Raw genomic sequence first — 26,583 nt, 5'->3', positions numbered from 1 at the left:
ATTATTAATTGAATTTACTATTTAATAAAACGCTTTGTTTATTGGTAAAATAAAACTAAATAAAACTAAAAATTTTTCCATCATGACAGTACAACCTATAAGCACCACATCTAAGGCTTCGATAGCGACTAGAGAAGCGACGCAGGCTGCTCAACTTCCCCCACTGGATCCATTAAACACACCTCCTATTGGCGCATTGCTTTTTAGCATTTACGAGCTTCTTTTACAAGCGATTGAAATTCGACAACAAACAGTTCTGACTCAATCACAACAATTAAATGATAATACTAATATCCAACAACAATTAAACCAAGCAACTAATCAAATCAAATTTGCTGTAGTAAGTGCTGGGGGTAAGGAAGACGAAATTACTCGAGTACAAAACCAAAACCAAAACTATTCTGCTCAAAGATCGAATATCCAAGACGAATTAGTAACTGCTCGACAAAATGGACAAATTATTCTCTCACACGCATCTACGAACATTAACATTATCCAACAGTTAGCCTCTCAAGACTCCTCATTCTTAAAAACGACAAGTTCTATTGGAAGTACAGTAAATCAACTCAACAAACCTCCTTCATAAGCAAGTAGGAAAACAACTTAAAGTGAATCGAAGAAAATAGGTAGGAAATTATGTGGTTCTCTTCTCCAGCACTTCAAACTAGTCCTAGAGCCGCTATTGACGTTCCCGGAACATCTATCACAGGTGGGCCCAATACAGCAACAGCTGATGAAATTATTGCAAAATTCGCGAAAGATTCCAATCCACTGATTATTACCGTGTATTACGTGTACCAGTCTGTATTAGTTGCTCAGGATAACTTATCTATTATCGCTCAAGAACTTCAGTCTAATGCTTCTGCTCAAACTTTTTTGAATAACCAAGAAGCTTTATACCAATACGTAACCATTCCTAAGAACAAATTAAATGATAACTCATCATCATTCTTACAGGATGTTCAATCAACAAACCAAGCTGTTGGAGCTTCTCGACAAGCACTACAAAACCAAATTTCAGGTTTAGGAAATGGTTCTCAGGTGATTTCGAGTAACTTAAATACCAACAACAACATTATCCAGCAGTCTCTACAAGTGGGTCAGGCTTTAATTCAAACGTTCTCACAGATTGTGAGTTTGATAGCAAATATTTAATCATAAGGAACTTAGTATAATGAGCATCTCTCCTATAGCACCAGATGTTGATAAAGTCCCAACAGTTGTTCCCCCAAGTACAAAAGTTGTCCCCGATAGCATTGTGATTAATAAACCTTCGGCTATCTATTTTTGTATTTCTGTAATGCTACAGTTATCTACATCAACTACAGAATTTGGGAAGTCCATCATGGCAGTGCTACAAGACAATACGGTAGCACAACAAAAGAAAACAAAAGAGCTAATCAATTTGCCTCTCTTGAAAGTTCCTGATCTTCAAAAAGTTGATAACTTTAATCAAGATAAGCCTGAATATAAAAACCAGACAGAAATTCAAGCTTATCAAACCTCAAATCAGCAAATTACTGCTAACCGACAGCTAATCCAACAAGAACTTTCTGCTGCGCAACAAAGAGCACAAGCAAACCAAAAAGCTGTAAATGCCACATCTACGGAATCTATGAAGTTATTGCAAGCAACTAATGCTCTCCTATCTTCATTAAAAGAATATACTATTAAAGCAAATCTAACGACGTCTCCGTCTGATTAATTATTTAGATAAGGACTTCTAATAAAACAATCCATGATCTAATATAAGGCATTACTGAAAAGACAAGAATCAGGTAAAACCTCCATGAGGGTTATCTTCCCAGATAAACATAATAAAAACCCGTTTCTCACTCAGGTACTTAGACAGCTTCCTTCGTTTATCTTAATAACCTCATGTATCTCTCCTCTACTTTCCTATTTGATGAAGAAACTCTTCGGTGTTCCGGGTATTATTGAAACTCTAGCACTATCTACAGCAGGAATTCATAAACACAAGTTTTGGCAGTTTATTACTTATCCTCTCATTACTGCAGATTCTCTATGCATCCATAAAGAAGGATGTATGGACATTACTCAACGCTTACTTATTAGAAACGTGCTTGGGTTTACCTTCTTTTACAAAGCAACCAACCACATCATTCGGAAACTAGGATCCATGACTTTCCTAGTTCTTATCGTTAGCCAAACCCTGATTACAGGAATTGTAATTTGGGGATGCCTGAAATTATTTCACAGTTCACAGGCCCTATTCGGCCCAGAATGTTTGATTAGCACATTAGTGCTAATTTGGGTTTTCCTCGATCCTGAAAAACGTTTAGGACTCAACCCTTTTCCCATTACTCTATCACGTAAATGGGGATTTGTTGTCCTAGCCACATTTTACTTCTTTATCCTATTATTCTCAGGAGCCTTTGCTATATTCTTTGGTTCGATCTTATCTATAATGTTAGGAGTTCTCTTTTGCTATAAAGAAAAAATTCCTAACCCTTATAGAATATCCCGGATGTTTTAAACTTCATCGGCAAACAATGCTAAAATTGCCGCTCTTGCCTCCCCTAATCCAGAAAGAACACCCTCTTCAAAACGAAAGAAAGGATTTTCTTCTAATATAGAAAAATCCATAGGCTGTAATACATCATCGGAAGTCAAATTCGGAATGATTTGTTCACCCACACTTTGTAAACGAGATTTTTGATTCTCATAAAGCTGGTTTAATAACTCGTGAATTTTATTTTTCATTTTTCTCCCTTCGCTTCTTTATAAAAAATTGTTTCATCAATTGCTCAGACTCTTCACAACAGATTCCAGAAAAACATTCCACCTGATGAAAGGGGTGTTTTTCTGTAAAAACATTTATCCAACTTCCTCCTGCGCCTAAACGTAAATCTGGAGCTGCCCAGACAATCCTACGAATACGAGCTAATTGAATAGCTCCAGCACACATCAAACAAGGCTCAAGGGTACAGTAGAGCACAGTATCTACCAAACGCCAATTTTCTAAATATTGTGCTGCAGCGCCTATACATAAAATTTCAGCATGAGCTGTGGGATCCTGTAATTTTTCTGTAGTGTTATGACCACGAGCAATTATTTTATTATCTTTGACTATAACACAACCTACAGGAACCTCATCCTGATCATAAGCTTGGCGAGCTTCTTTGAGAGCTTGATTCATAAAAAATATATCTTTTTCTATATCCATTGGCCTTATATTAAATAACTCATAACTACTTTTTGAATTGGATTATAAAAAAAAATCCTCCTATTAATAAATAGTAAAAAGTCTCCGTATTAGTTTAACGACCATTTTTGAATCATATCAAAGACATAGAATTTTTATTTGCAAATCAAAAAAACCCATCTCACCATACCAAAAGGTGTACATTAACAATCTTCTCAAGTATAATTGACTTTTGCGGCAATTATTTTATTTTAAGGAGACATCCAATGTCTTTGGATAAGGGAACTAAAGAAGAAATTACAAAAAAGTTTCAACTTCACGAGAAAGATACCGGTTCAGCAGATGTGCAGATCGCTATATTAACCGAACACATTACGGAACTGAAAGAACACCTCAAAAGATCTCCTAAAGACCAAAATTCTCGACTAGCCCTACTCAAACTTGTAGGACAAAGAAGAAAGCTCTTAGAGTATCTTAACTCTACAGACACTGAAAGATATAAAAATTTAATTACAAGATTAAATCTAAGAAAGTAATCTTTCATTAATTTTCCCCGAACAAAAGATCTAATTAGGAGACCTTCATGACATTTGAAACTATTTCCGTTACCCTTGAAGAAGGCAAAACATTAGTATTTGAAACGGGGAAAATTGCTCGTCAAGCTAACGGAGCTGTTCTTGCTCGTATGCAAGAAACTTGGGTCTTTTCATCTGTTTGTGCGGCCAATCTCGAAGAACCCGTAGACTTTCTTCCTTTAAGAGTCGATTATCAAGAAAAGTTTTCCTCTATAGGGAAAACTTTAGGCGGATTCATTAAAAGAGAAGGTCGCCCAACAGAAAGAGAAATTTTAACTTCTCGTCTTATAGATCGATCTATGCGTCCTTCTTTACCTAACCGGTTAATGCAGGATGTTCAAATTTTATCTTATGTGTGGTCATACGACGGAGTGACTCTCCCCGACCCCATAGCAATTTGTGGTGTTTCTGCGGCATTAGCTATTTCCGATATTCCTCAAATTAGTATTGTAGCTGGTGTTCGTGTTGGTTCCGTTAATGGTAAGTGGGTGGTTAACCCAACGAAAGCTGAAATGGATGTTTCCAGAATGGAGCTCGTTTTAGCAGGAACTGAAAATGCCATCTTAATGATTGAGGGTCATTGTGACTTCTTTACGGAAGAACAGGTAATTGAAGCCATCGAGTTTGGTCATAAGCATATTGTGACAATATGTGGAGCAATAAAAGATTGGCAAAAGAAGATAGGTAAGACAAAGAACACTGATGTTATTGTTCCTCTTCCTGAGCAAGTACAATCTTCTGTAAATGCATTTGTTGAAGGTAAATTCTCTGATCTTTTGAAAATTAAAGAGAAAAAAGCTTTTGAAGCAGCTTCAAAACAATTAGAAAATGAAATTGTAGAGAAGTTCCTAGAAGAAAATGAAATCTTCACAGCATTGAATATTAAGACAGCTTTTAAACAAGCTAAATCGGATTACATGCGTACTTTAATACGCGAACAAAGTGTTCGTTCTGATGGACGTTCAGTAACAACAATCCGCCCTATTTCTATTGATACATCCTTCCTACCAAGAACTCATGGAAGTTGTTTATTCACTCGTGGAGAAACACAAACCATGGCCGTTTGTACTTTAGGTAGCGAAGCCATGGCACAACGCTATGAAGACTTGAATGGAGAAGGATTAGCTAAATTTTATTTACAATATTTCTTCCCTCCTTTCTCTGTTGGAGAAGTAGGAAGAATAGGCTCTCCAGGAAGAAGAGAAATTGGTCACGGTAAGCTTGCTGAAAAAGCTTTAAGCCACACTTTACCTGATCCCGCAAAGTTTCCTTACACTATCCGTATAGAATCCAATATCACTGAATCTAATGGTTCTTCATCTATGGCTTCTGTTTGCGGGGGGTGTTTAGCTTTAATGGACGCTGGAGTCCCTATTAAAACTCCTATAGCCGGTATTGCTATGGGATTAATCTTAGATAATGATCATGTAACTATTCTTTCGGATATTTCTGGATTAGAGGATCATTTAGGAGATATGGACTTTAAGGTTGCTGGGAACACTGAAGGAATCACAGCATTCCAAATGGATATCAAGGTAGAGGGTATTACTCCTGCAATTATGCAATCAGCCTTAGCTCAAGCTAAAGCTGGTCGTCAACATATCCTTGACACCATGAAAGAAGCCCTTGCAGCTCCCAAAACAGATTTATCACAATATGCTCCTCGTATTGAAACGATGCAGATTAAGCCAAACAAGATCGCTACTGTTATTGGGCCTGGAGGCAAACAGATTCGTCAAATTATTGAAGAAGCTGGAGTTCAAATTGATATTAATGACTCAGGTCTTGTCAGTATCTCAGCATCTTCTCCACAAGCGATAGAAAAAGCTAAGTCTATTATTGAAGGTTTAGTTGGCGAAGTGGAAGTTGGTAAGATCTATGAAGGTCGTGTGACATCCATTGTTCCTTTTGGAGCTTTCGTAGAAATTCTTCCAGGTAAGGAAGGTCTTTGCCATATTTCTGAGTTCTCTAAGCAACGTATAGAAAACGTTGGCGATTTCGTTAAGCAAGGAGACATTCTAGCTGTTAAGCTGTTAAGCATTAACGAAAAAGGCCAATACAAACTCAGTCATAAAGCTACTCTTAGTGAATAGTCTTTACTGTCGTCTTATAACTTCTCTACAGGTCACTTAAGAAAATAAAAAAGCCACATAAATTATGTGGCTTTTTAATGTTATTGCTAAATTCAAAAACTAGCTTAAGTAGTGGTGTTGTTTAATTTTAATGTGCCATCTTTCATAGCATCTTCTTGAGGTGGAGGAGGAGGCAAATCATCAGATACCTTTTTGAATAACATCCCCTCTTCTTTCAGACGCGCTCTTTTCTTTTCGGGATCCCATGTATGATCCATGATCTCTTTGACATCTTTAGCATCTAAAGTTTCAAACTCAATTAACATCTGAGTCATAAGCTCTACTTCGTCTCGATGCTCTCTGATAATTGTTAAAGCACGCTGATAAGCAGCATCTAATAGTGCTCTCAATTCACTATCAATAGCTTTTGCTGTTTCTTCTGAGTAACTTTTCTCATGATATGATCCGTAACCTGTAGAGACATCTGAACGCTCGTCATAAGTTACAGTACCTAATTGTTCACTCATTCCCCATTCGCAGACCATACTACGGACTAATTTTGTAGCCTGAGAAATGTCTTGCTGAGCACCACTAGAAATATCTCCTAAGAAGATATCTTCTGCAGCACGACCTCCCATAAGAACAGCTAATTGATCGAAAAGTTCTTTTTTCCAATAGCTAAGCTTATTCTTCTCAGGAAGAAAATGCGTGGCTCCTAAAGATAAGCCTCTAGGAATAATTGTTACTTTATCTACAGGATCGGCATACTGAACGCAAAGACCGACAACAGCATGTCCTGATTCATGATATGCTGTGGTTTTTCTCTCTTCAGCATCCATTTCTAAACTACGACGTTCTTTACCATAAAGAACCTTATCACGAGCCTCAGCAACATCTACAGCAGTCACTGCAGTACGATCCTTACGGGCAGCGAGAAGAGCGGCTTCATTTAATAAGTTTTCTAAATCAGCTCCAGAAGCTCCTGGAGTGCTTCGCGCTACCGCCATAAGATCTACAGTAGGATCTAATTTAATTCTCTTAGCATGTACAGCTAGGATTTCAAATCTACCTTTAATGTCAGGTAAATTCATAACCACACGACGGTCAAAACGGCCAGGACGTAATAACGCCTTATCTAATACATCAGGACGGTTAGTCGCAGCCATAAGGATAACACCCTCATTCGTACCAAAACCATCCATCTCAACAAGTAACTGGTTTAATGTTTGTTCACGTTCATCATGACCACCACCAATACCCGCACCTCGATGACGACCTACAGCATCAATCTCATCAATGAAAATGATACAAGGAGCGTTCCTCTTAGCTTGTTCAAACATATCACGGATACGGCTAGCACCAACCCCAACAAACATTTCTACGAAATCTGAACCTGCTATCGAGAAGAATGGTCGATCAGCTTCTCCAGAAACTGCTTTGGCTATTAAAGTTTTTCCTGTTCCTGGAGGACCTATTAATAATACACCTTTAGGAATTCTTCCCCCTAAACTCGTGAACTTTGTAGGATTTTTTAGAAAATCTACAATCTCTATTAATTCTTCTTTAGCTTCCTCAATACCTGCAACATCAGCAAAAGTAACCTTATTCTGCCCCTTCATTAACAAACGCGCTGGAGATTTGCCAAACGACATCGCAGAGCCATTCATACCACGTACTTGTCTGGAAAAGACAAAATAAACAAAAACAAGTACAAGGATAATAGGCAAGAACGTAAACAAATACCCTATATAATGCGGAGCAGGCTCCTCACTCTTAAATGTTTTCTCTAATACCAAATTACGTGGCTGATCAGGAGCTTTGAAAGTCAGGGTACGGTTATGGGAAAAACCTTCCCACTCTTGTTTCGCACCAGAAAACCAATGAGCAAATACCTCAGGATCCTGTTTCTCTAAAGCTCGAGAAGATAATTCCTGATTATTGAAATACCAAACTACCTGGCTAAGTTCACCTCGGAGCTTATCCAACTGTGCTTGATTGATCTGGCTATCTTCGACAAGTTTCTCATATTTACTACGCTCTTCACGATATAGACGTACCGAACGCAACTGACCAAAACGCTCTCCGTTATCAGATAAAGCTAATGATGATGAAATTCTTTGTAGAGAACCTAAAACTTTTTGGTAAAGAATACCAAGCTGCTCAACATCCATTGACTGAGTTAAAGAAAGCTCCACCTGTTGATAAAGATCTTTTAATTCACGTTTTAGACTCTCAGAACCTATACCCAAAGCTGGAGAAAGATATTTTCCAATAAGTTCATATAAATCTGAACCAAATGTACGTAAACTTTCACTCGATCCAGGAAGAGTTTGATAACGTTGCTCTAAAGAACGTAGATTGATAATTTGGAAATTATTCGAACCTTGGACTACAAGAGCTCCTAAAGAAGATTTCCCTAATTCTACACTAGGAGAAATCAAATAACCTGTGTCAGGAATAGATGATCCAGAAATTGCAGAGAACCATAAAACAGAGCTCTCAACCTCTTTTGAAAGATTGTCTAAACTCTTATTTATTTCCTGGAGATCAAATTCTAATTGATGTCTTTGATCTATCAACTCTAAATAATGATAGCGCAGCTGACTTTCAGCTGTCGGAGACTCACGAAAACGTCCACTAAATGAAACTAAATTATCATTCAAAGCAATCTTTCGGCTATCTTCGGGATAAATCAATTTTAAGTTTACTAAATGCTCTAGCTGATGGCTAAAACTGACCCGGGCTTTTTTGGCGACTAGAAAATTTTGAACGGCAATCACACCGAAAATCACACCAAATAAAAGGAAAAAAAATACTGTAGGGAAATTCTTTTTCGATTCGGGCTTCATTTTTTTATCTTTAGACATAAACTACACAACTAAGCTAATCAATCAGACAGGTAATTATTTAATATAGCATATTTTTTATTATTTTGTTTATAAAACCTGGTTATAAAATAAAAAAAATATGAAACACTGTATATACAATGACCTACTACTCATCATCTTCGAATACACAATAAGAATCATCATTATATACTTTCTATTCTATCATTACTACTCCAGCTTTTACGATCACTCTTTTATCTCGAAGTCGCATTTGTGCTGATGAATTACGGTATAAGTGATCGTAAACCATTTGTAAGAAATGCCTTGAAACGACTATTCCAGCCCTAAGAAAGAATTCCTTACAGACCCATTTAGCTAAAAAAACTTGTTCTATCAATATCTTAGGAATCTCAATTTTCCAAGTTGCATTTTCATTCCATATATTTTCAAGAAAGGGTTGCGCTTGTTGTTTCATATAACAAGAAAGTTCCTCAGAATCTTGAGCTAGTGTCAGTAAAGGTTGTGTTATGTTCTTACCAAAAATCTCTTCTAACCAAGGAAATATTTTCTTACGCATTCTAGCACGCAAATAACGCTCATCAGTATTTGTTACATCTTGAACATAGAGAATATTTTCTGCATCTAAAGCATTCACTAAAACTTGCTTGGGAATATGCAACAAAGGTCGAAAAAGAGGAATACCTTCATAATTCATCTCTTGAGTCATCCCTTTTAAATTACTTAAGAATGCTCCTTCCAATAAACGCTTTAATACAGTTTCTGCTTGATCATTAGCATGATGGGCTAGAAATATTCCCGAAAGATTTTGTTCCCTACATACTCTATGAAACAGTGCATAACGATAACGACGTGCAGCATTCTCAGGATCTTTTGAAGTTCTATATTCTGGAGGAATGTGATCTACAATGATAGGAACCCCCTCTTCCTGACATCTGACTTTAAGTTCTTCAGCCTCACGATAAGAAGACTCTCTCCACCCATGATCTACATGAACGGCAGTAAAAGATACTCCTCGAGATTTGAGGAGATATAAAAGGAATAATGAATCACTTCCTCCTGATAAAGCAAGTAAGTAGCTTTTTTTCATATCTAAAGCAGAAAAAAAAACTTCTAATCGCTTATCATTTCTGAGTAGACAAGATAACATGATCTAAATACACGTCCATATAAATTCATTATAAATATGTTAAGGCTTATCGACTTGAAGAGATATTTTCCTTTATCCTTAACTTTGAAGAACTCCTGATATCAGGTATGCTATGCCTATTTTATGGAAAGTCTTAATTTTCCGTTATTTAAAAACAGTTACTTTTTGTACGCTTAGCCTTATCTGTATTTCTATTATAAGTTCTCTTCAAGAAATCGTTAGTTATATAGCAAAAGACGTTCCTTACCCAACAGTTTTGCGATTAACAGCTTATCAGATTCCTTACTTATTACCTTTCATTCTTCCTATTTCTTGTTTTATTTCTGCCTTCGCACTTTTCCGAGGTCTTTCTGACAATAACCAAATCACTTTCCTTAAGGCATCTGGAGCTTCCCAAGGGATTATTACTTTTCCTGTCCTTATGGTTTCCTGCGCTATTTGTTGCATAAATTTTTATACATGTTCTGAACTTGCTTCTATTTGTCGATTCCAAACCTGCAAGGAAATCGCTAATATGGCTATGACCTCACCAACACTCTTACTTCAGACACTACAGAAGAAAGAAAATAACCGTATTTTTATTACTGTTGACCATTGTGCAAAAAGTAAATTTGATAATGTAATTATCGCTTTAAAAAGAGATAAGGAAATTGCCAATGTTGGGATTATTAAAACTATTATCCCTGACGTTGCAAATGATACCGTACAGGCAAGAGACGTGGTGATGATTTCAAAACTTCCTTCCACATTGACAGATCAACACTCCCCAAATTCCAAAGAATACTATATAGAAACTTTGGATGAGATGCTGATTCCTAAGATCACCTCAACGTTATTTGCAGGAAAATCTTATATGAAAACACGAACAGATTATCTACCGTGGAAGCAGCTTGTTAAACAGTCATTTAGTCATGCCCACCTACCCGAAACCTTGAGAAGAATCGGCATAGGTTTGCTCTGTATTACTCTTACATATTCAGGTATGGTTTTAGGGACCTATAAGCCAAGATTTCGTAAATCCATAACCCTCTATTGTATTTTTCCCGTAATAGATTTGATTTTATTAATAGTTGGTAAAAATACTACTACACTATTTCCTGCGCTTATGTTGTTTATTATCCCACAAGTGATCTCTTGGATAGTATTTGCTATCCGAGCATATCGAGAAAGCAGAGGCTATGCATAAATTTATGTATATTTGGAAACGTTACGTATTAACCAAATTTTGGCTATCTTTAGTATCTTTAATAGTACTTGCTTTTGTTTTTTATGCTTCAATTCACCACTCTCTTCACGCTATTAAAGGAAATGCAACCTCCTTAGCCTCAGGGGCATCTTTGAAGCTTTCCATCCTATATTATCTATCCCAGATAGCTCTTAAAGCAGAATTTCTCATTCCTCAATTGGTTGCTGTAGCTACAACAATTACATTATTTTCGATGCAAAACAAACGTGAGGTTCTTCTTCTTCAGGCATCAGGACTCTCATTGAAATCTCTAACAGCTCCTTTAATTCGCTCAAGTTTTATTATTACCCTACTTCTATACGCGAATTTCCAATGGCTACATCCTATATGTGAGAAAATATCTACAACTAAAGAACATATAGATCGTGGAACCTTAGATAAGGCACAAGACAAAGTTCCTGCTCTCTACCTCAAAGATCAAACAGTATTATTATATTCTTCTATTGAGCAAAAAGCCTTAACTCTTAACAAGGTGTTTTGGATTAAAAATCCTAAAACTATCTATACGATGGAAAAGCTCGCGTTTACAACGCCATCGCTTCCTATTGGTCTTGACGTCATATGTTTTTCAGAGACAGAATCTGGAAATATGGAGCTCAGTGAATTCTCAGATATGAAAGAATTTCCTGAGATTGAATTCGGATTTTATGATAATCCCTTTTCTAAGATTTTTACAGCCGGAGGGAAAAATCGTCTTTCGGAGTCTTTCCGGGCTATTCCTTGGAACGCTACAGGTTTGGGATTATCGACAACTATCCCTCAGCGTATTTTATCTTTATTATCTACATTCTATTATATGCTAATTTCACCTTTAGCTTGCATATCAGCAATGATTATCTCTGCTTATCTTTGTCTGAGATTCAGTCGCGTATCTACAGTGACTCTTGCCTATCTTGTTCCTTTAGGCACAATAAATACCTTTTTTGTCTTCTTAAAAGCGGGAATGGTACTATCTAATAGCAGTGTCTTGCCGATATTACCTGTTATGTTATCTCCTTTAATTGCCTTAGCAATATTTACAAACTATGCTTATGCTAAGCTTCAGTAATTTCATCTAGATAGCCTGAGAAAACCCATTTCTCTAAATCATAGCTAAAGAAAGGCTTGAGGTTGGACAGATTTTGTCTATTTTTTCTCAGGCAATTAAGAAACTTACTCATGAGTTCTATATGATGCACAAAGATTAAACGATCTCTGGCAACTAGTGTCGGAGCAAGAATTTTCACCATCAGTAATTTTAATCTATGTTCATCCCAAGACTCTTCTCCAGCAAAGAAAGTAAAGCCTGATATGAATATCGATGCATAATCTAATCCATCCTTAGACATAACCACGAGATTATTCGGGTCTAGAATTTCTATAAGTTTGAAGACGATTAGATAGGAGATAATATGTAAAAGCAATAATTTATCATTTTTGAATAATATCTTTTTCTTAGAGAAGAAAGTATCTTTCAAAACTAAAAGACTATTATCTAAAAATTCATGAATCGGCTTTTTAGATACATTAGGGATCGAAAATAGGGATAGAGATCCTGATTTATCAAATTCTTCTTTTAAAATCGAAAAGAATCCACAAAAGGTTTCCTGCTCACCATGAACTCCCTCTATACTTTTTAGTAAATCTTCGGGCTCTGGAAATGAAAATATATGTGCCTTATCAATGTTATCTAAGCTCTCTTCTACAACACGACTTCTCGCACGATCTTTTCTAGATAAACGATTCTGTATATTTACAATTAAAGTCGTATCTCCTAGATCCGCCTTGGCATTAAGAAACCCTATGAATTCCTCATTACAATTGGCGTAAAGTATAGAACTCTGTGTTACAGGACTCGGAGATCGTATAATAGTTATAGATTTATCTCCTAATTGTAGGATTCCTTCCATTCCAGGAAACATACCCAAAACAATAGGATCGAATACCGAAGAATGAGGGTCTAGCATTCTATCTATAGCTTTAAATAGAGGCCCGTTTGGATATTTAGAAATTAACCGGTATAACTCTTCATATACTTCAGAGACATATTGTCCCGAAGATAGAAATTTCTTACCTCCTTCAGATTGCAACTTCGTATGTATATGGAAATACAAATATCGGGCTGCTTCTGTAAATGTGAGTTTACCTTCAAAAATTCCACTACTTAAAGCAGACATGAGTGTATGTGAACGTTGATAATGCATTTGATCATGGGTAATATTACTCAGGGATTTCCATGCGTCTCTAAGAAAATAAATAAAATCATTAAAATAATGGAGATTATCCTTCTTAGGATTATTAGAGACTACTGTAGCATCATATCTAGAGAAAAATAACCCCATGACAGCATTGTGGATTTTTTCCGTAGATTCTGTTTCTAAATCACTCAAAGCTTTTTGATAAAATAATCGTATAGGCATATCGTTGGTGAATACTAACGAAGAAGCTAAGTTATGGAGTTCTTCACTATTCCATAAAAGTGTTTTTGTTAAGGGGTCACCTTCATGAGCTGTTTCGTGGATCTTCCCTTGCTTACAAATAATCTGAGTAAGTGTATCTGTATAGAAACGCTTATTCTCTTCATCAGACATATAGAAAAGTTCGTAAGAACGATCTCGCTTAACCTCGACTAGGTTATTTAAGAAACGCTCTTCTTGATGCATTTCTTCTAATGCTCGTTCTACTGAATCCTCGTCTTCTTCCTCTTCTTCCTTAATGATTTTTCGGCTAAGATTTGCTTGAGTCTTATTATAAACCTTACTCAGCTCAGAATAATCATGAATTAAGCTCTGATATAACTCTCGCTCTCTATTTTCTAAGAAGGAAAATACATTTTGTACGCCAGCAATCAGGAAATTCGACTCTTGCAGTGCCTTATTTGCTTCACTCTTTGGTAAAGAACCTGCTTTCTTGAGATAATCTTCTATATTCTTCAAAGCTTGCTTCATTTCATCAACATGATGATCAACAGAAAACATGTCATCAAGCTTAACGTCTTCTATAAAAGATGATGGAGAACTATAAGAAATCTTTTTTAATTTCTCTAAATGCTCCAATGCCTTTTCAAAATTATAACAAGATCTTCTCATATTTCCTCGTAAAGGAATCAAAAAATTAGATTATTATTTCACAGTCGTTTTATTAGTTTATTATAAAAATAATTTAACTATCAATTAATTTTAGAAGACAAATAAAACTATAATTAATAAAACTCTGAGCTAAAGAAATTAAAAACAAATAAAAAAATAAAGAAAGAAAAAGAAGATAAACATAGAAGAAGGGAAGCTAGAATAAGCTAAAAGATTGATATCTAAAAAGAAACGGAAGAAGAGGGATTCGAACCCCCGGACCCTTTCAGGTCTCCTGTTTTCAAGACAGGTGCATTAAACCGCTCTGCCATTCTTCCTTAAGAAAATTGCTGTAAAAACCTTAAGTCGTTTTCACAGAAAAGACGGATATCAGAGATTTCATGTTTTAACATAGCTAATCTTTCAATACCCATGCCAACAGCATACCCTGTATAGATTTCAGGATCAACATTGCTGTTACGCAAAACTTGAGGATGTATCATACCAGCTCCAGCCACTTCCAGCCAACCAGTATGTTTACATAAGGAACATCCGACTCCTTGACACTCACAAGAGACATCGACTTCTATTCCTGGTTCAACAAAAGGAAAGTAGCTATGGCGTAAACGCAACTCTATTTTCCTTTCAAAAAATGTATGGTAAAACTCCGTTAACATCCCTGTCAAGTCAGAAAGTGTTACATTACGATCAACGTAGAAAGCCTCTACCTGATGGAAAATAACGTGAGAACGTGCTGAAATATCTTCATTACGGAAACATAAGCCTGGAGCTACAACCTTAATAGGAGGTTGCCCTTTACTAAGTTCTCTAACTTGGACGTTAGATGTGTGTGTGCGCAATACTGTTTTAGTATCTAAATAAAAAGTATCATGCATTTGCCTGGCAGGGTGATCTTCCTCAAAATTTAGCAAAGAAAAGTTATTTTCTTCACTCTCAATGTTCGGAGCTTCACGAACACAGAATCCCAAATGAACAAAGATATCCACAATATCGTCTAAAACTTTTTTAACAATGTGCTTGCCTCCAGGAGACCGTGGCTCTCCAGGTAGTGTGATATCGATTTTTTCTTTGAGAAATTCTGCAGATTCTTCTTCTAGAAGAATAGAGTTATTTTTATCTCGGATTGAATCCTCGATATAAGTTTTGCAGTCATTTATGGAAGCACCCATTAGAGCTTTCTGATCCGAAGGACACTCCCTTAGTTTATCTGCAAAACAACGAAAAAGACCTTTCTTCCCTAGATAGCGAACTTTCAGGTCAAAAAGATCTTTTGAAGAGTTAACTTGACTTAATTCAGTACAAAATTGTTGCTTTGTAGCTTCAAGCTCCTCTTGAATCGTCATGAGATTAGTTTCCTAAATAGTTGCCTCTAAAGCTTTCTTAGCTTGATTGGCTACTTCCGCAAAACCCATCGGGTTATGAATAGCCATTTCTGATAGCATTTTTCTATTTAAATCGATTCCAGCACATTTTAGGCCATTAATTAAACGACTGTAAGATAGACCGTTTATTCTAGAAGCCACATTAAGACGGGCTATCCAAAGACTACGAAAATCGCCTTTACGATCTTTTCTATGCATATAATTGAATGCCATAGCTCTCATTACGGAAGATCGGCTCTGACGAATGTGGCCTTTCCTATCTCCCCAAAAACCCTTAGCTTGTTTCAATATACGCTTACGACGGCGTCTGGAAGCTACTGAACCTGTTGCTCTCACCATAATAAAATCCCTTTATTCTTAAACAAGCATCATTCGCTTATACATTCCTACCTGACCTTTATCTACTAAAGGTTGCTTAGATAAGTTGCGTTTTTCCTGCGAAGATTTTTTTGATAACTTATGCCTCTTCCCTGGGCGAGTTCTCTTTAACTGACCAGAACCTGTCAACTTGAAACGCGCCGCAACGGACTTATTACTTTTCATCTTGGGCATTGAATTTGTCCTGCTTTTTCTTAGTTTTTACCGTTCCTGGAGCCATTACGCAAATCAAGGAGCGGCCATTTAATTTTGGCTCGGATTCTATGAATCCCACATCTTCGAGACCTTGACTCATTTTTTGCACAACTTTGTGCCCATGTTCTGGGTAAGCAAGTTCACGACCTCGGAACATACATGTAATTTTTACTTTATTGCCTTTTTCAATAAAAGCTCGCGCCTGTTTTAACTTTGTAGAAAAGTCATTTTCGTCAATATTTGGCTTTAACTTGACTTCTTTTACGCGCACCTGATGTTGAGCTTTCTTAGAATCTTTCTCTTTTTTCGTTAGATTATAGCGATATTTGCCGTAATCCATAATTTTACATACAGGTGGCTCGCTGTTTGAAGCAACTTCCACAAGATCTAACTCAGACTCTTTGGCCAAATCTAGAGCATCCTTAGTATTCAATATGCCCAGCTGTTCACCAGCAGAACCTATAAGACGGACTTTAGGAGCTCGTATCTGTCTGTTAATTTTTAAATTTAATGCCACACTCTATCCCGATTGCTCGTTAACACGATTCTTTAAATGATCAGAGGCTAGTACCTTGCCCGGGAAAAATCTAATAGAAATAATCTTCCCCTTACCTAGACAAGAAAGCCAAGATCTTAGAGCATCCTTAAAAGAAAAGCAATTGAAATCCCATTGTCTGGTGGTTTGTCTGACAACTTCCATTCCCTTATTTAGGAAATCAAATCTTTTCAAAACTTATTTTTACAATATTTTTAATAAAAAGCGCCCAGGGAACACCTCTGAGGTTATGATTTTTTGTTGCATTTAAAACTTTCTAAAATATAACCTTAATGCTTTCTCACTTCGCATCTTTCTATACTAAGTTCCTAATTTAGCAAACTGAAAGTGTATTTTTAAACTAATAAATCGTCGTTGTTTTGGTGTCATAATGTCTACGCTGACCCCTGAAAGCTCCTTAGGGTCTTACGTCAAGCTTCCTCGTCCCCTCCCTAAACAAAAAATGCGGGAGATTGTATTGCAAATGCTTTACGCCTTGGATATGGATCCCACGTCTGAAGAGAGTCTTGTTCCTCTTTTAATGTCTGAGACTGCCGTGAATCAAAAACACGCTTTTTCTGCTCTAAGTTTCTCTAAAGAAATCCTTGCAAAGTCCCCTGAGTTGGATTTATTAATTGCTCAAACAATTAAAAGTACCTCCCTTGAGAAATTAACTTTAATGGAAAAAAACGTTTTGCGTTTAACACTATTTGAACATTTTCATGGTCAACCTGTAAATACTGCTATTTTAATTTCTGAAGCCACAAGACTGGTGAAGAAATTTAGCTATATTGAGGCCTGCACCTTTATTCATGCAGTTTTGAATGATATTTTTCGTTTGGCTATGCCAGTAGTATATCCAGAAACTTCATTAATATGTTGTTAAGCCCAATCACATCTTAACTTACCTGGAATCCTAAATGTGAAAGAATCTACTGTCATTCATTTTCCCTTCTCAGTCCGTCGTAGTGTTTGGTTAAGTAAGTATTCTACATTCCGTATTGGGGGTCCTGCAAATTACTTCAAAGAGGTACATTCGGCAAACGAAGCACAGCAGGTTATTCAATTTTTACATAGTCAGAATTATCCCTTCATTATTGTAGGCAAAGGCTCTAATTGCTTATTCGACGATCAAGGATTTGACGGTTTTGTTTTATATAACAGCATTCAAGGAAAGGAATTTCTCTCAGATACCTCTATCAAAGTGTATTCGGGAATGTCTTTTTCTTTTTTAGGTAAAACTCTTTCCACATCAGGATATTCAGGTTTAGAATTTGCCGTAGGTATTCCAGGATCTGTTGGAGGAGCTGTTTTTATGAATGCTGGTATTGGTAGTCAAGATACTGCCTCGGCAATTGAAAGCGTTGAAGTGATTAATCCTAGTGGAGAAATCCTTTCATACCAAGCGGAGGAATTAGATTTCGGCTATCGGAAATCACGTTTTCAAAATCATAACGAATTTATTTTATCCGCAACCTTCCGCATATCCAAAAATTCTTCATCTGTACAAATTGCTAAAGATCTACTTCAAAGTAGACTACTTTCCCAACCCTACCAACAACCCTCCGCTGGATGTATTTTCCGTAATCCCCCTGGAAACTCTGCAGGTAAATTGATAGATGAAGCGGGTTTAAAAGGCTTCTCCTTAGGAGGAGCTCAAATATCTCCAAAACATGCGAATTTCATTGTCAATACGGGTAGAGCCACTTCTTACGAAGTTAAGGAGCTCATCCAAGTAGTGCGGGATAAGCTAAAATCTCAAGGAGTCAGCTTAGAAGAAGAAATCCGTATCATCCCCTATCGTTTACCTTAAGGGAACGGAAAACCAAGAGTCTTGGAGCTTTATTTCTGTTCATAATATAGAAAGATCCTACTTCCCATAATCTAGGATCTAGCTCACTTGCAAGCTTCTCAACAGATACTGTCTCACTCTCTCCCTCTTCATGACCTGGATAACATACAACAGTGATCACTCCCTGAGGAGCCACTAAATCAAGTGCTTTCTGAATACTAATCAGTGTTGTTGTTTTTAGAGTGGTAATGCTCTTATCTCCGTTTGGAAGGTAGCCTAAATTATAGTGAACTAACTTCGCTCCCGCCTCATTAATGTGCTCATGAGACATTTCTTTAAATTCTATAATAGATCTCTCTTCAGGAGACAAAGATCTAGTACATAAAAGAGAAGCCTTATCCAAAGCTTCCTTTTGTACATCATAGGCTATAAGTTGCCCCTTCCCTTCTAATAGTCGAGCTAAAATCAAGCAGTCTTTACCATTACCACAAGTAGCGTCAACAACAGTATCTCCAGGAGTAAGAACCTCTTGAAAAATTTCATGAGATAAGCGAACAACATTTCCTTGAAGTAATCCTATTCCTCTAAACATCAATAAGCCTATTGCAAAGATACTCTTTTCTCGATAACATTGTGCCCAAGTTTGGGGTATTAGCTCAGTTGGTTAGAGCGTCACGTTGACATCGTGAAGGTCAGCTGTTCAAGTCAGCTATATCCCAACTTTCTTTACGAATTCCGTATAAAAAATTTCCTGTCCCTTGGATCTCCATAACCTTTCAAACCAAGAATCTCCGTAATTATCTAATATTTTATAATAATAAGGATCTTCCATTGTGGGAAGCAAATGCTGTCTCATGATCATAATGGCTTCAAGAAGATAGTTTTTATCATCTGTAGCAAGAACTAAGATTCCAGAGTCTCTCAACACCCTAACGATATCATTCATGAACTCATCTTGAAATAAACGATGTTTACGATGACGAAACTTAGGCCATGGATCAGGAAAGTTAACAATTATACGTTGTATAACCTCATGTTTAAGATAGTGACGAAAAAATGTTTGTGCTTCCCCACAAACAATCCGCAAATTGTTGACCTGAAAATTATGCATTTTCGACCAGATTTTCCTCACTCTATCAAAGCGCTTTTCAACAGCTATCCAATTCATATTTGGCATATCTCGGGCTCGAGACACTACCCAATCGCCATTCCCTGAACAAAGCTCACAAGAAATGGGATTATTATTTTTAAAAAGCTCTTCCCATGATGGCATGACGAATTGATCATGTTTGAAATAGTGCTCAGGAATATAGAGGACATCGTCCTTTATTTTAGTGCTACGTTCTTCCCAAAAAAAAGGAACTTTTAAATCTTGAGGTTTCATTTAGAAATAATAATAAGAACTTATATTTCAGGAAATTATAAAAGCTCTTTTAGTTTTTTCTAAGGATTTTCTTTTCAAGAAAAAAAGATTGAAAATGATGTTTAAATATACAAAAACGACTTCCAGGATTACTGAAAGTCGTCAAAACATCTATAAAAACTATTTCAGATAGAAATTACCAATTCAAATTCGCAGAAGTTTGGTATTCTGTTACGCGGGTCTCAAAAAAGTTTTTCTCTTTATTAAGATCGATAGTTTCACTCATCCAAGGGAATGGGTTTTTAGAGTTATAGATAGGTTTCAACCCGATTCTTTCTAAACGACGATCGGCAATATGACGTACATAGTCAATAAACATTGAAGATTTTAAGCCTAAAATACCTCGTGGCAAGCAGTCTCTAGCATATTCGATTTCTAGATCTACTGCTTGCTGAATAAGAGCTACGATTTCATCTTGAAGTTCTTGCGACCATACCTCAGGATTTTCTTCTTTAATGCCATTGATAAGATCAATACCGAAATTCAAATGAATAGTTTCATCCCGTAAGATATACTGATATTGTTCTCCTATTCCTGTCATTTTGTTTTGACGATGGAAAGAAAGAATCATCACAAAACCACTATAGAAGAAAATCCCTTCCATAATGATATAATAACCTACCAAATTCTTAATAAACTGACGTAATCCCTCCACAGAATCTGTTGAGAAATTCGGGTCTAAAACATCTCCGGTCAAGGTCATTTGGAAATCATCCTTAGCCTTGATAGTCGCGCGTTCATTATAAGCATTGAAAACTTCCGCCTCATCCAGGCCTAAAGATTCACAAATATAAAGAAAAGTATGCGTATGTACAGCTTCTTCAAATGCCTGTCTCAATAAATATTGACGTGCTTCAGGATTTGTAATGTGTTTGAAAATAGCCAATACAATGTTATTCCCTACTAAACTTTCTGCCGTACTGAAAAACCCTAGATTTAAGAGAATTACTCGACGTTCGTCTTCGGAAAGATCATTAGATTTCCATAATTCGATATCACGAGCCATCGGGACTTCTGTCGGCAGCCAGTTATTTGCGCACCCATTTAAGTAATGTTCCCATGACCATTTATACTTAATCGGGACTAATTGATTGACATCAACCTGATTACAATTTACCAAACGTTTACTATTTAATTGGACGCGTTTTGATTTACCGTCTAAAATGTCTGCTTCCATTATTTCCATCCTTCTCTTTTGTATTACTGGCAAGATTCACAACCTTCTTCGAGAGAACAGATGGGTGTTTCCTTAGTTCTTTCTACGATAATACTCGTAGAAGCTGACTTATTCTTCATCCATCGAGGTTGAATTCCTCGTTTATTGATATCAGTAAACGATTTCTCCACAGAGGTAGCTGCCGAGGACCTTAAGTAATACGTGGTTTTCAGTCCTTTTTTCCATGCTGTGAGATACATAGCAGAAAGTTTTTTACCGTTGGGCTCTGACAAATATAGATTGAGAGATTGACCCATGTCTATCCATTTCTGTCTTCTAGAAGCACATTCGATAATCCATTCAGGTTCAATTTCAAACGCTGTAAGGAAGATTTTTTTCAAATCATCGGGGATGCGTTCGATTTCTAATAGGGACCCATCGAAATATTTCAAATCATCCAACATATCCGCATCCCATAATCCTAATTTCTTAAGCTTCTCAATCAGGTACACATTAGGAATTGTAAATTCTCCAGAAAGATTAGATTTTACAAACAAATGCTTATATGTAGGTTCTATTGATTGAGTAACTCCAATAATATTAGAAATGGTTGCTGTTGGGGCAATCGCCATAGTATGGCTATTTCTCATACCATAGGATTTGATAGCTTCACGAACGGGTGTCCAGTCCTTATGTGATGTAGTATCCATAAGAACATTTTCTTCACCGCGGTATTCTTTTAATAACTCTATAGTATCTAGTGGTAGATAACCTCGATCCCACTTAGATCCTTTGTAAGAGCTGTATGTCCCCCGTTCTTTCGCTAATAAACTGGAGGATAGTAGTGCATAATAAGCAATTAATTCTGAACTCTTATCAGCAAATTCTACAGCTTCTGTAGATGCATAACTGATATTAAGTTTGTATAAGGCATCTTGAAAGCCCATGACTCCCAAGCCCACAGCTCTATGCGTTAAGTTTGCATTAGCTGCTTCTTGAGTTGGATAAAAGTTAAGATCAATAATGTTATCTAAAATACGGATAGCTATGGAAATGGTCTCTCCGAGTTTCTCCTCATTGATATCTCCATTTTCAATATGTTCTACTAAATTGACAGAACCTAGATTACAAACTGCTGTTTCACTTCCTGAGCAGTTTAATAAAATTTCTGTACATAAATTCGAACAACGAACAACACCGGTATGATCTTGTGCAGAACGGATATTTGAAGGATCTTTAAATGTCATCCAAGGATGCCCTGTTTCATAGAGCATGCTTAACATCTTACGCCATAAATCTTCGGCGGGGATCTTCTTATATAACTTGATCTCTCCAGTATCTATTTTTCTTTCATATTCTTCATACAGCTTATCAAATTCAAAACCGTAAGCTTCATGTAGCCCAGGAACATCATCAGGACTAAACAGTGTCCATGTACCTTTCTGCTCTAAACGTTTGAAAAATAAATCAGGAATCCAGCTGGCAGTATTGATATCGTGGGTTCTTCGACGTTCATCGCCTGTATTCTTTCTTAATTCTAAGAAATCTTCATAATCTAGATGCCAAATCTCTAGATATACACACATAGCTCCTTTACGCTTACCACCCTGATTCACAGCAATCGCTGTATCATTGGCTACTTTGATAAATGGAATCACGCCCTGACTTTTTCCATTAGTTCCTTTAATTAAGGAACCTGTAGCACGCACTCCAGTCCAGTCGTTACCAATACCTCCGGCCCATTTAGAAAGCATAGCATTATCTGCGATAACTTTGTAAATGTGTGCGAGGTCATCCTGCACAGTGGACAAATAACAAGAACTTAATTGTGAATGACGCATTCCAGAATTAAATAATGTAGGTGTTGCTGGTGTATAACGGAATGTAGACAACAGATTATAGAAAGTAATTGCCCATGAGGTTTTATCTTCACCTTCATTTAACGCAAGCCCCATAGAAACACGCATCCAAAAGATTTGAGCTGTTTCTAGTCTACGTCCTTCATGCTGATTAAAGTACCGGTCATAAAGATTTTGTACTCCCATATAAGAGAACTGACGATCTCTGGATATATCTAAAGCTTCGGCAAGAGCATCAAGATCATACTCTTTTAAACGAGGGTTTAACCGATACTTTTCTCCATTCAAAATATAATTTTTAAAACACTGCTTTTGTGCTTCAGCAAGATCAGAATCTGTGGCACCTTTCCCCATAGTTTCTTGATAAACAACATCGGTAAGCAACTCTGCAGCTACATAGGCATAGTTGGGTTCTTTTTCAATATTGGCTCGGGCCGCCATAATACAGGCTAGAACAATTTCTGATTCTTTAATTCCAGAATAGAAATTTGTAAACGCCATGGTTGCGAGTGCATGAGGATCAGTTGTCTCAGGAAATCTTTGACATGCCCAAACAAATTTATCAGTTAACTGGGCTTTATTTATTTGATAAATAGTTCCGTCACTCTTAACGACGTCATAAACTTCCTCAATACTTTCTTTTTGTGTAGCTGAATCCTGTTTATTTTCACGGATTCTAGAACGTGCTTCTCGGTATAAAATATAGTTTTTCGCAACATCATAATGACCAACGATCATCAATTGTTTTTCAACAATATCTTGTATAGCTTCTATGTCGATAGTTTGTTCCGAAGAACAAACTGCTAAGATTTCTTCAACAATTTTATTGGTCAGCTCATTTATCTCAGAAAGAATTTCTTGAAGAGGGATATCTGTAATTTTTTGTGTTGCCCTAAAAGCCTTTTCTAAAGCCGCGGAAATCTTCATAGGATTAAATCTTACAGCGTTTCCATCCCTACGCACCACCGAAACACAGTGCCAAGATCCCTCACGTTGCTCTTTATGATTATCTCTATAAATAATATAATCTCTAGCAACATCTTGCAAGCCATTTACATACAACTGGTTCTCTACCATATCCTGAATACGTTCAACGGTAACTACCTGGCCGTCTCTGATTTTTTGAATCACCTCATTAACAACTCGATGAGTGATATCTGAAATAGAACTTTCTAAATCTTCAGGTAAAGGAGAGTGATTTTCTAGACTACGTGTATCACGAAAAGCAGCTTCTAAAGCTTGGAATATTCGATCCTGATTAAAAGGAACGAACATGCCATTACGTTTTACAATAGTATAATGTTTCTCTACCTCGACCATATGTCATCCCCTAACAGCTGTATTTTCGATTCAAATAAGTATTTCTCAGCAATAACGAAATTCGACTAAACACTTAGGGAAAATTCAGGGGATCTCTCATAGTGGAACATTAAAAAACTTAGAGAAAACCCTTCCCCTTCTAGAAGATGTTTCTTCTAGAAAACCCAATATGTAGTGAAACATTATGCGCTTGTATACCATATATAGGAATAGACAACGTTTCGTGCAATTGAAAAGTACTGTCATTCTCCGGAAAAAAATACGCTTCTGAGGAGTATTTTTTAACTTAGCTACATGATGATCTCTTCGGCAAAAACTTGTTGATTTTAGACGAATATATTATGCTAAGACCGTAACTAACTTCCGGAATTTTCATGGCAGAATTGGAACCAGAAATCCGAGGCAAGCGTCGTGTAGTAACTCCTAATGCTATCACAGCTTTTGGCCTCTGTTGTGGACTTTTCATTATTTTTAAGAGTGTTTTAAAAACATCGTCATCTGTAGAACTATTGCATCGTCTACAAGGGCTTTCGCTTTTATTAATCAGTGCAATGATTGCAGATTTTTCTGACGGTGCTATTGCACGCATTATGAAAGCAGAAAGTGCTTTTGGTGCGCAATTTGACTCTCTTTCTGACGCTGTAACATTTGGTATAGCACCTCCGCTTATCGCAATTAAAAGCCTTGATGGTGTGTATGCTGGGGGGTTCTTTTCTTCACTCCTTTTGGTAACTTCGATTATTTACTCTCTGTGTGGTGTCTTAAGATTAGTTCGTTATAATTTATTTTCTAAAAAACCTACAGATACGACGCGACATTCGTGTTTTATCGGTTTGCCTATTCCTGCAGCAGCGGCTTGCGTTGTCTCCTTAGCTTTATTTATAGCTTCTGATTTTTCAACGGTATTACCGGTACAAGTACGTGTTGTTTTGATCTCTTTAGGGTTACTTTTTATCGGAAGTTTAATGATCTCTCCGTGGAAGTTTCCTGGAATCAAAAACCTGCGTTTTAAAGTATCTTCTTTTTTACTTGTCGTTACTACTGGGTTGGTAGCGTGTTTATTCTTCCTAGGTCTTGTTGATCACTTTACCGAAGTATTTTTCTTAGTTTCTTGGTTATATGTTTTGGTAGTTTTTCCTATTTTTGCGATCACATATCAAGGGAAGAAGAAGCATCAATGATAGATATCTCGATAACGCATATCATTACTGCTCTTATCACTTTTGGGTTAGGGATCTCTTTATCTTCTCTTTATTATCGCAAAAGAGAGACTTCTCAAACTACATTAAGGAGAAATTTAGAGCATGAAAATGAACTACTTAAAAATTCTTTAGAGTTATCGCGTCGTCAAGAACAACTCATGGAAGATTTCAGTAACAAGCTCGCGGTATCTTCGCAATCTCTTATCAAAGAAATGAAAGAAGAAACACAAAGCTACTTTTCTGAAAAATCTAAAACTATTGAGTCTATATTAACTCCTGTTCAGGCTACATTGACAGCTTTTAAGCAAAACTTAGAAACTTTTGAGACTAAGCATGCTGAAGATCGTGGCTCCTTAAAAGAGCAAATTACCCATCTTCTCGCTGCTGAGAAAAAGCTTGAGAAAGAAACACAAGCGCTTACAGACATCTTAAAACATCCGGGATCACGCGGTCGCTGGGGAGAAATTCAATTAGAAAGAATTTTAGAACTTTCTGGAATGCTAAAATATTGCGATTACGAAACCCAGGCTACTGATGCCCAAGGTTCAGCACGTGCTGACATGATCATCCGCCTTCCTCATGAGCGTTGTTTGATTATTGATTCGAAAGCTCCGTTTTCAGAAACCTATTTCTCTCAAGATACCTCTGATAAGTCTGATCTTGTAGGAAAGATAAAAGATCATATCAAAACTCTAAAATCTAAAAGCTATTGGGAGAAATTTCATTACTCTCCAGAATTTGTGATTCTTTTCCTTCCTGGGGAGAGTATTTTTAATGATGCCTTACGTATTGCTCCCGAGCTTATCGATGTTGCAGCAACCTCCAACGTCATTCTATCAGGGCCTTTAACACTACTGGCATTACTAAAAACTGTTGCCCATATGTGGAAACAAGAAAACCTACAAAAGCAAATACAAGAAATAGGTCAATTAGGGAAAGAGCTACACCACCGCTTACATGTAGTCTTCAATCATTTTCACAAGATTGGAAAGAACCTTAATAATGCTGTGCAAAGCTACAACGATATGTCCTCTAGTTTGCAACATAGGATATTGCCAACATTGAGAAAATTCGAAGATTTAGAAGTATCTTCTTCTGTACATAAGATAGAAGATCCATCTCCTATTGATAATCCTGCAACCTCTTTATTGCCAAGTTATGAAGAAGAGGAAATTTCTGTAGAAAATTCCCTATTACAAGAAGATAAACTCTAATGCC

Annotated in this window: 25 protein-coding genes and 2 tRNA genes; 13 read left to right on the top strand and 14 right to left on the bottom strand. The window is 36.7% G+C overall.

The window, feature by feature from the left end; all coding sequences use genetic code 11:
* The first annotated feature begins 82 nt into the window (after positions 1–82).
* From O1W69_RS02865 to O1W69_RS02850, 4 genes are all read left to right on the top strand, one after another.
* Positions 83–586: a DUF720 domain-containing protein gene (locus O1W69_RS02865; protein WP_375793072.1), complete on the top strand. Its 504-nt coding sequence runs from the start codon at positions 83–85 to the stop codon at positions 584–586.
* A 50-nt stretch (positions 587–636) separates the two neighbouring features.
* On the top strand, positions 637–1,155 hold the full coding sequence (locus O1W69_RS02860; protein WP_375793071.1) for a DUF720 domain-containing protein: 519 nt from the start codon (positions 637–639) through the stop codon (positions 1,153–1,155).
* A 19-nt stretch (positions 1,156–1,174) separates the two neighbouring features.
* Positions 1,175–1,705, top strand: a complete 531-nt coding sequence (locus O1W69_RS02855) for a CT847 family type III secretion system effector (RefSeq protein ID WP_375793070.1) — start codon at positions 1,175–1,177, stop codon at positions 1,703–1,705.
* An 84-nt stretch (positions 1,706–1,789) separates the two neighbouring features.
* On the top strand, positions 1,790–2,497 hold the full coding sequence (locus O1W69_RS02850) for a hypothetical protein (protein ID WP_375793069.1): 708 nt from the start codon (positions 1,790–1,792) through the stop codon (positions 2,495–2,497).
* Here O1W69_RS02850 and O1W69_RS02845 read toward each other — a convergent pair.
* A complete protein-coding gene (locus O1W69_RS02845) occupies positions 2,494–2,724 on the bottom strand; it encodes a hypothetical protein (protein ID WP_375793068.1) in 231 nt (76 codons plus the stop codon). The genes O1W69_RS02850 and O1W69_RS02845 overlap by 4 nt on opposite strands.
* A complete protein-coding gene (gene tadA, locus O1W69_RS02840) occupies positions 2,714–3,187 on the bottom strand; it encodes a tRNA adenosine(34) deaminase TadA (protein ID WP_375793067.1) in 474 nt (157 codons plus the stop codon). The genes O1W69_RS02845 and tadA overlap by 11 nt, the downstream gene beginning before the upstream one ends.
* A 245-nt stretch (positions 3,188–3,432) precedes the next feature.
* Between tadA and rpsO the strand changes: the two genes are divergently transcribed.
* Both rpsO and pnp read left to right on the top strand, forming a co-directional pair.
* Complete coding sequence (gene rpsO, locus O1W69_RS02835; protein WP_011006716.1) at positions 3,433–3,702, top strand: 30S ribosomal protein S15; 270 nt, start codon at positions 3,433–3,435, stop codon at positions 3,700–3,702.
* A 47-nt stretch (positions 3,703–3,749) separates the two neighbouring features.
* Positions 3,750–5,834 carry a polyribonucleotide nucleotidyltransferase gene (gene pnp / locus O1W69_RS02830; protein ID WP_375793066.1) on the top strand — a complete coding sequence of 695 codons (2,085 nt, stop codon included), beginning with the start codon at positions 3,750–3,752 and terminating at the stop codon, positions 5,832–5,834.
* A 104-nt stretch (positions 5,835–5,938) separates the two neighbouring features.
* On the opposite strand, the gene ftsH is transcribed toward pnp, so the two are convergent.
* Together ftsH and tilS are read right to left on the bottom strand one after the other, a co-directional pair.
* On the bottom strand, positions 5,939–8,680 hold the full coding sequence (gene ftsH / locus O1W69_RS02825; RefSeq protein ID WP_375793065.1) for an ATP-dependent zinc metalloprotease FtsH: 2,742 nt from the start codon (positions 8,678–8,680) through the stop codon (positions 5,939–5,941).
* A 175-nt stretch (positions 8,681–8,855) separates the two neighbouring features.
* A complete protein-coding gene (tilS, locus tag O1W69_RS02820; protein ID WP_375793064.1) occupies positions 8,856–9,809 on the bottom strand; it encodes a tRNA lysidine(34) synthetase TilS in 954 nt (317 codons plus the stop codon).
* Positions 9,810–9,921: 112 nt separating this feature from the next.
* On the opposite strand from tilS, the gene O1W69_RS02815 reads away from it, so the two are divergent.
* Together O1W69_RS02815 and O1W69_RS02810 are read left to right on the top strand one after the other, a co-directional pair.
* On the top strand, positions 9,922–10,995 hold the full coding sequence (locus tag O1W69_RS02815) for an LptF/LptG family permease (protein WP_375793063.1): 1,074 nt from the start codon (positions 9,922–9,924) through the stop codon (positions 10,993–10,995).
* A gap of 4 nt (positions 10,996–10,999) precedes the next feature.
* Positions 11,000–12,103 (top strand): LptF/LptG family permease, encoded by a 1,104-nt coding sequence (locus tag O1W69_RS02810; protein ID WP_375793992.1) that lies wholly within the window; start codon positions 11,000–11,002, stop codon positions 12,101–12,103.
* Here O1W69_RS02810 and O1W69_RS02805 read toward each other — a convergent pair.
* The 6 genes from O1W69_RS02805 to infC all read right to left on the bottom strand — a co-directional run bounded on the left by O1W69_RS02805 (position 12,090) and on the right by infC (position 16,595).
* On the bottom strand, positions 12,090–14,123 hold the full coding sequence (locus O1W69_RS02805; protein ID WP_375793062.1) for a calcium-binding protein: 2,034 nt from the start codon (positions 14,121–14,123) through the stop codon (positions 12,090–12,092). The two genes, O1W69_RS02810 and O1W69_RS02805, sit on opposite strands and share 14 nt — an antisense overlap.
* 232 nt (positions 14,124–14,355) lie before the next feature.
* A tRNA-Ser gene (locus O1W69_RS02800) sits at positions 14,356–14,440 on the bottom strand.
* Positions 14,441–15,466, bottom strand: coding sequence for a phenylalanine--tRNA ligase subunit alpha (gene pheS, locus O1W69_RS02795; RefSeq protein WP_375793061.1), 1,026 nt, complete (start codon positions 15,464–15,466; stop codon positions 14,441–14,443).
* 12 nt (positions 15,467–15,478) lie between these two features.
* A complete protein-coding gene (gene rplT / locus O1W69_RS02790; RefSeq protein ID WP_375793060.1) occupies positions 15,479–15,844 on the bottom strand; it encodes a 50S ribosomal protein L20 in 366 nt (121 codons plus the stop codon).
* Positions 15,845–15,862: 18 nt separating this feature from the next.
* Positions 15,863–16,057: a 50S ribosomal protein L35 gene (gene rpmI / locus O1W69_RS02785; protein WP_011006725.1), complete on the bottom strand. Its 195-nt coding sequence runs from the start codon at positions 16,055–16,057 to the stop codon at positions 15,863–15,865.
* A complete protein-coding gene (gene infC / locus O1W69_RS02780) occupies positions 16,038–16,595 on the bottom strand; it encodes a translation initiation factor IF-3 (protein ID WP_375793059.1) in 558 nt (185 codons plus the stop codon). The genes rpmI and infC overlap by 20 nt, the downstream gene beginning before the upstream one ends.
* A gap of 409 nt (positions 16,596–17,004) precedes the next feature.
* On the opposite strand from infC, the gene nusB reads away from it, so the two are divergent.
* Both nusB and murB read left to right on the top strand, forming a co-directional pair.
* Positions 17,005–17,499: a transcription antitermination factor NusB gene (gene nusB, locus O1W69_RS02775; protein WP_375793058.1), complete on the top strand. Its 495-nt coding sequence runs from the start codon at positions 17,005–17,007 to the stop codon at positions 17,497–17,499.
* 36 nt (positions 17,500–17,535) lie between these two features.
* Positions 17,536–18,426 carry a UDP-N-acetylmuramate dehydrogenase gene (murB, locus tag O1W69_RS02770; RefSeq protein WP_375793057.1) on the top strand — a complete coding sequence of 297 codons (891 nt, stop codon included), beginning with the start codon at positions 17,536–17,538 and terminating at the stop codon, positions 18,424–18,426.
* On the opposite strand, the gene O1W69_RS02765 is transcribed toward murB, so the two are convergent.
* Positions 18,404–18,997, bottom strand: coding sequence for a class I SAM-dependent methyltransferase (locus O1W69_RS02765; RefSeq protein WP_375793056.1), 594 nt, complete (start codon positions 18,995–18,997; stop codon positions 18,404–18,406). The two genes, murB and O1W69_RS02765, sit on opposite strands and share 23 nt — an antisense overlap.
* Before the next feature lie 53 nt (positions 18,998–19,050).
* Between O1W69_RS02765 and O1W69_RS02760 the strand changes: the two genes are divergently transcribed.
* Positions 19,051–19,124 (top strand) — tRNA-Val (locus tag O1W69_RS02760).
* On the opposite strand, the gene O1W69_RS02755 is transcribed toward O1W69_RS02760, so the two are convergent.
* The 3 genes from O1W69_RS02755 to O1W69_RS02745 all read right to left on the bottom strand — a co-directional run bounded on the left by O1W69_RS02755 (position 19,115) and on the right by O1W69_RS02745 (position 24,163).
* Positions 19,115–19,789 carry a tRNA (guanine(46)-N(7))-methyltransferase TrmB gene (locus tag O1W69_RS02755; RefSeq protein ID WP_375793055.1) on the bottom strand — a complete coding sequence of 225 codons (675 nt, stop codon included), beginning with the start codon at positions 19,787–19,789 and terminating at the stop codon, positions 19,115–19,117. The two genes, O1W69_RS02760 and O1W69_RS02755, sit on opposite strands and share 10 nt — an antisense overlap.
* A 175-nt stretch (positions 19,790–19,964) precedes the next feature.
* Positions 19,965–21,005, bottom strand: coding sequence for a ribonucleotide-diphosphate reductase subunit beta (locus O1W69_RS02750; protein ID WP_375793054.1), 1,041 nt, complete (start codon positions 21,003–21,005; stop codon positions 19,965–19,967).
* Between the two features lie 23 nt (positions 21,006–21,028).
* On the bottom strand, positions 21,029–24,163 hold the full coding sequence (locus O1W69_RS02745; RefSeq protein WP_375793053.1) for a ribonucleoside-diphosphate reductase subunit alpha: 3,135 nt from the start codon (positions 24,161–24,163) through the stop codon (positions 21,029–21,031).
* 374 nt (positions 24,164–24,537) lie between these two features.
* On the opposite strand from O1W69_RS02745, the gene O1W69_RS02740 reads away from it, so the two are divergent.
* Together O1W69_RS02740 and rmuC are read left to right on the top strand one after the other, a co-directional pair.
* A complete protein-coding gene (locus O1W69_RS02740; RefSeq protein ID WP_375793052.1) occupies positions 24,538–25,344 on the top strand; it encodes a CDP-alcohol phosphatidyltransferase family protein in 807 nt (268 codons plus the stop codon).
* Positions 25,341–26,579, top strand: a complete 1,239-nt coding sequence (gene rmuC, locus O1W69_RS02735; RefSeq protein WP_375793051.1) for a DNA recombination protein RmuC — start codon at positions 25,341–25,343, stop codon at positions 26,577–26,579. The genes O1W69_RS02740 and rmuC overlap by 4 nt, the downstream gene beginning before the upstream one ends.
* Positions 26,580–26,583: the final 4 nt, after the last annotated feature.

Origin of the sequence: Chlamydia sp. 12-01, assembly GCF_042234205.1 — a bacterium.
In the GTDB taxonomy this organism is placed as follows: domain Bacteria; phylum Chlamydiota; class Chlamydiia; order Chlamydiales; family Chlamydiaceae; genus Chlamydia.
The sequence above is the reverse complement of the archived record's forward strand: the minus strand, read 5'-3'. Positions and strand labels throughout refer to the sequence as shown.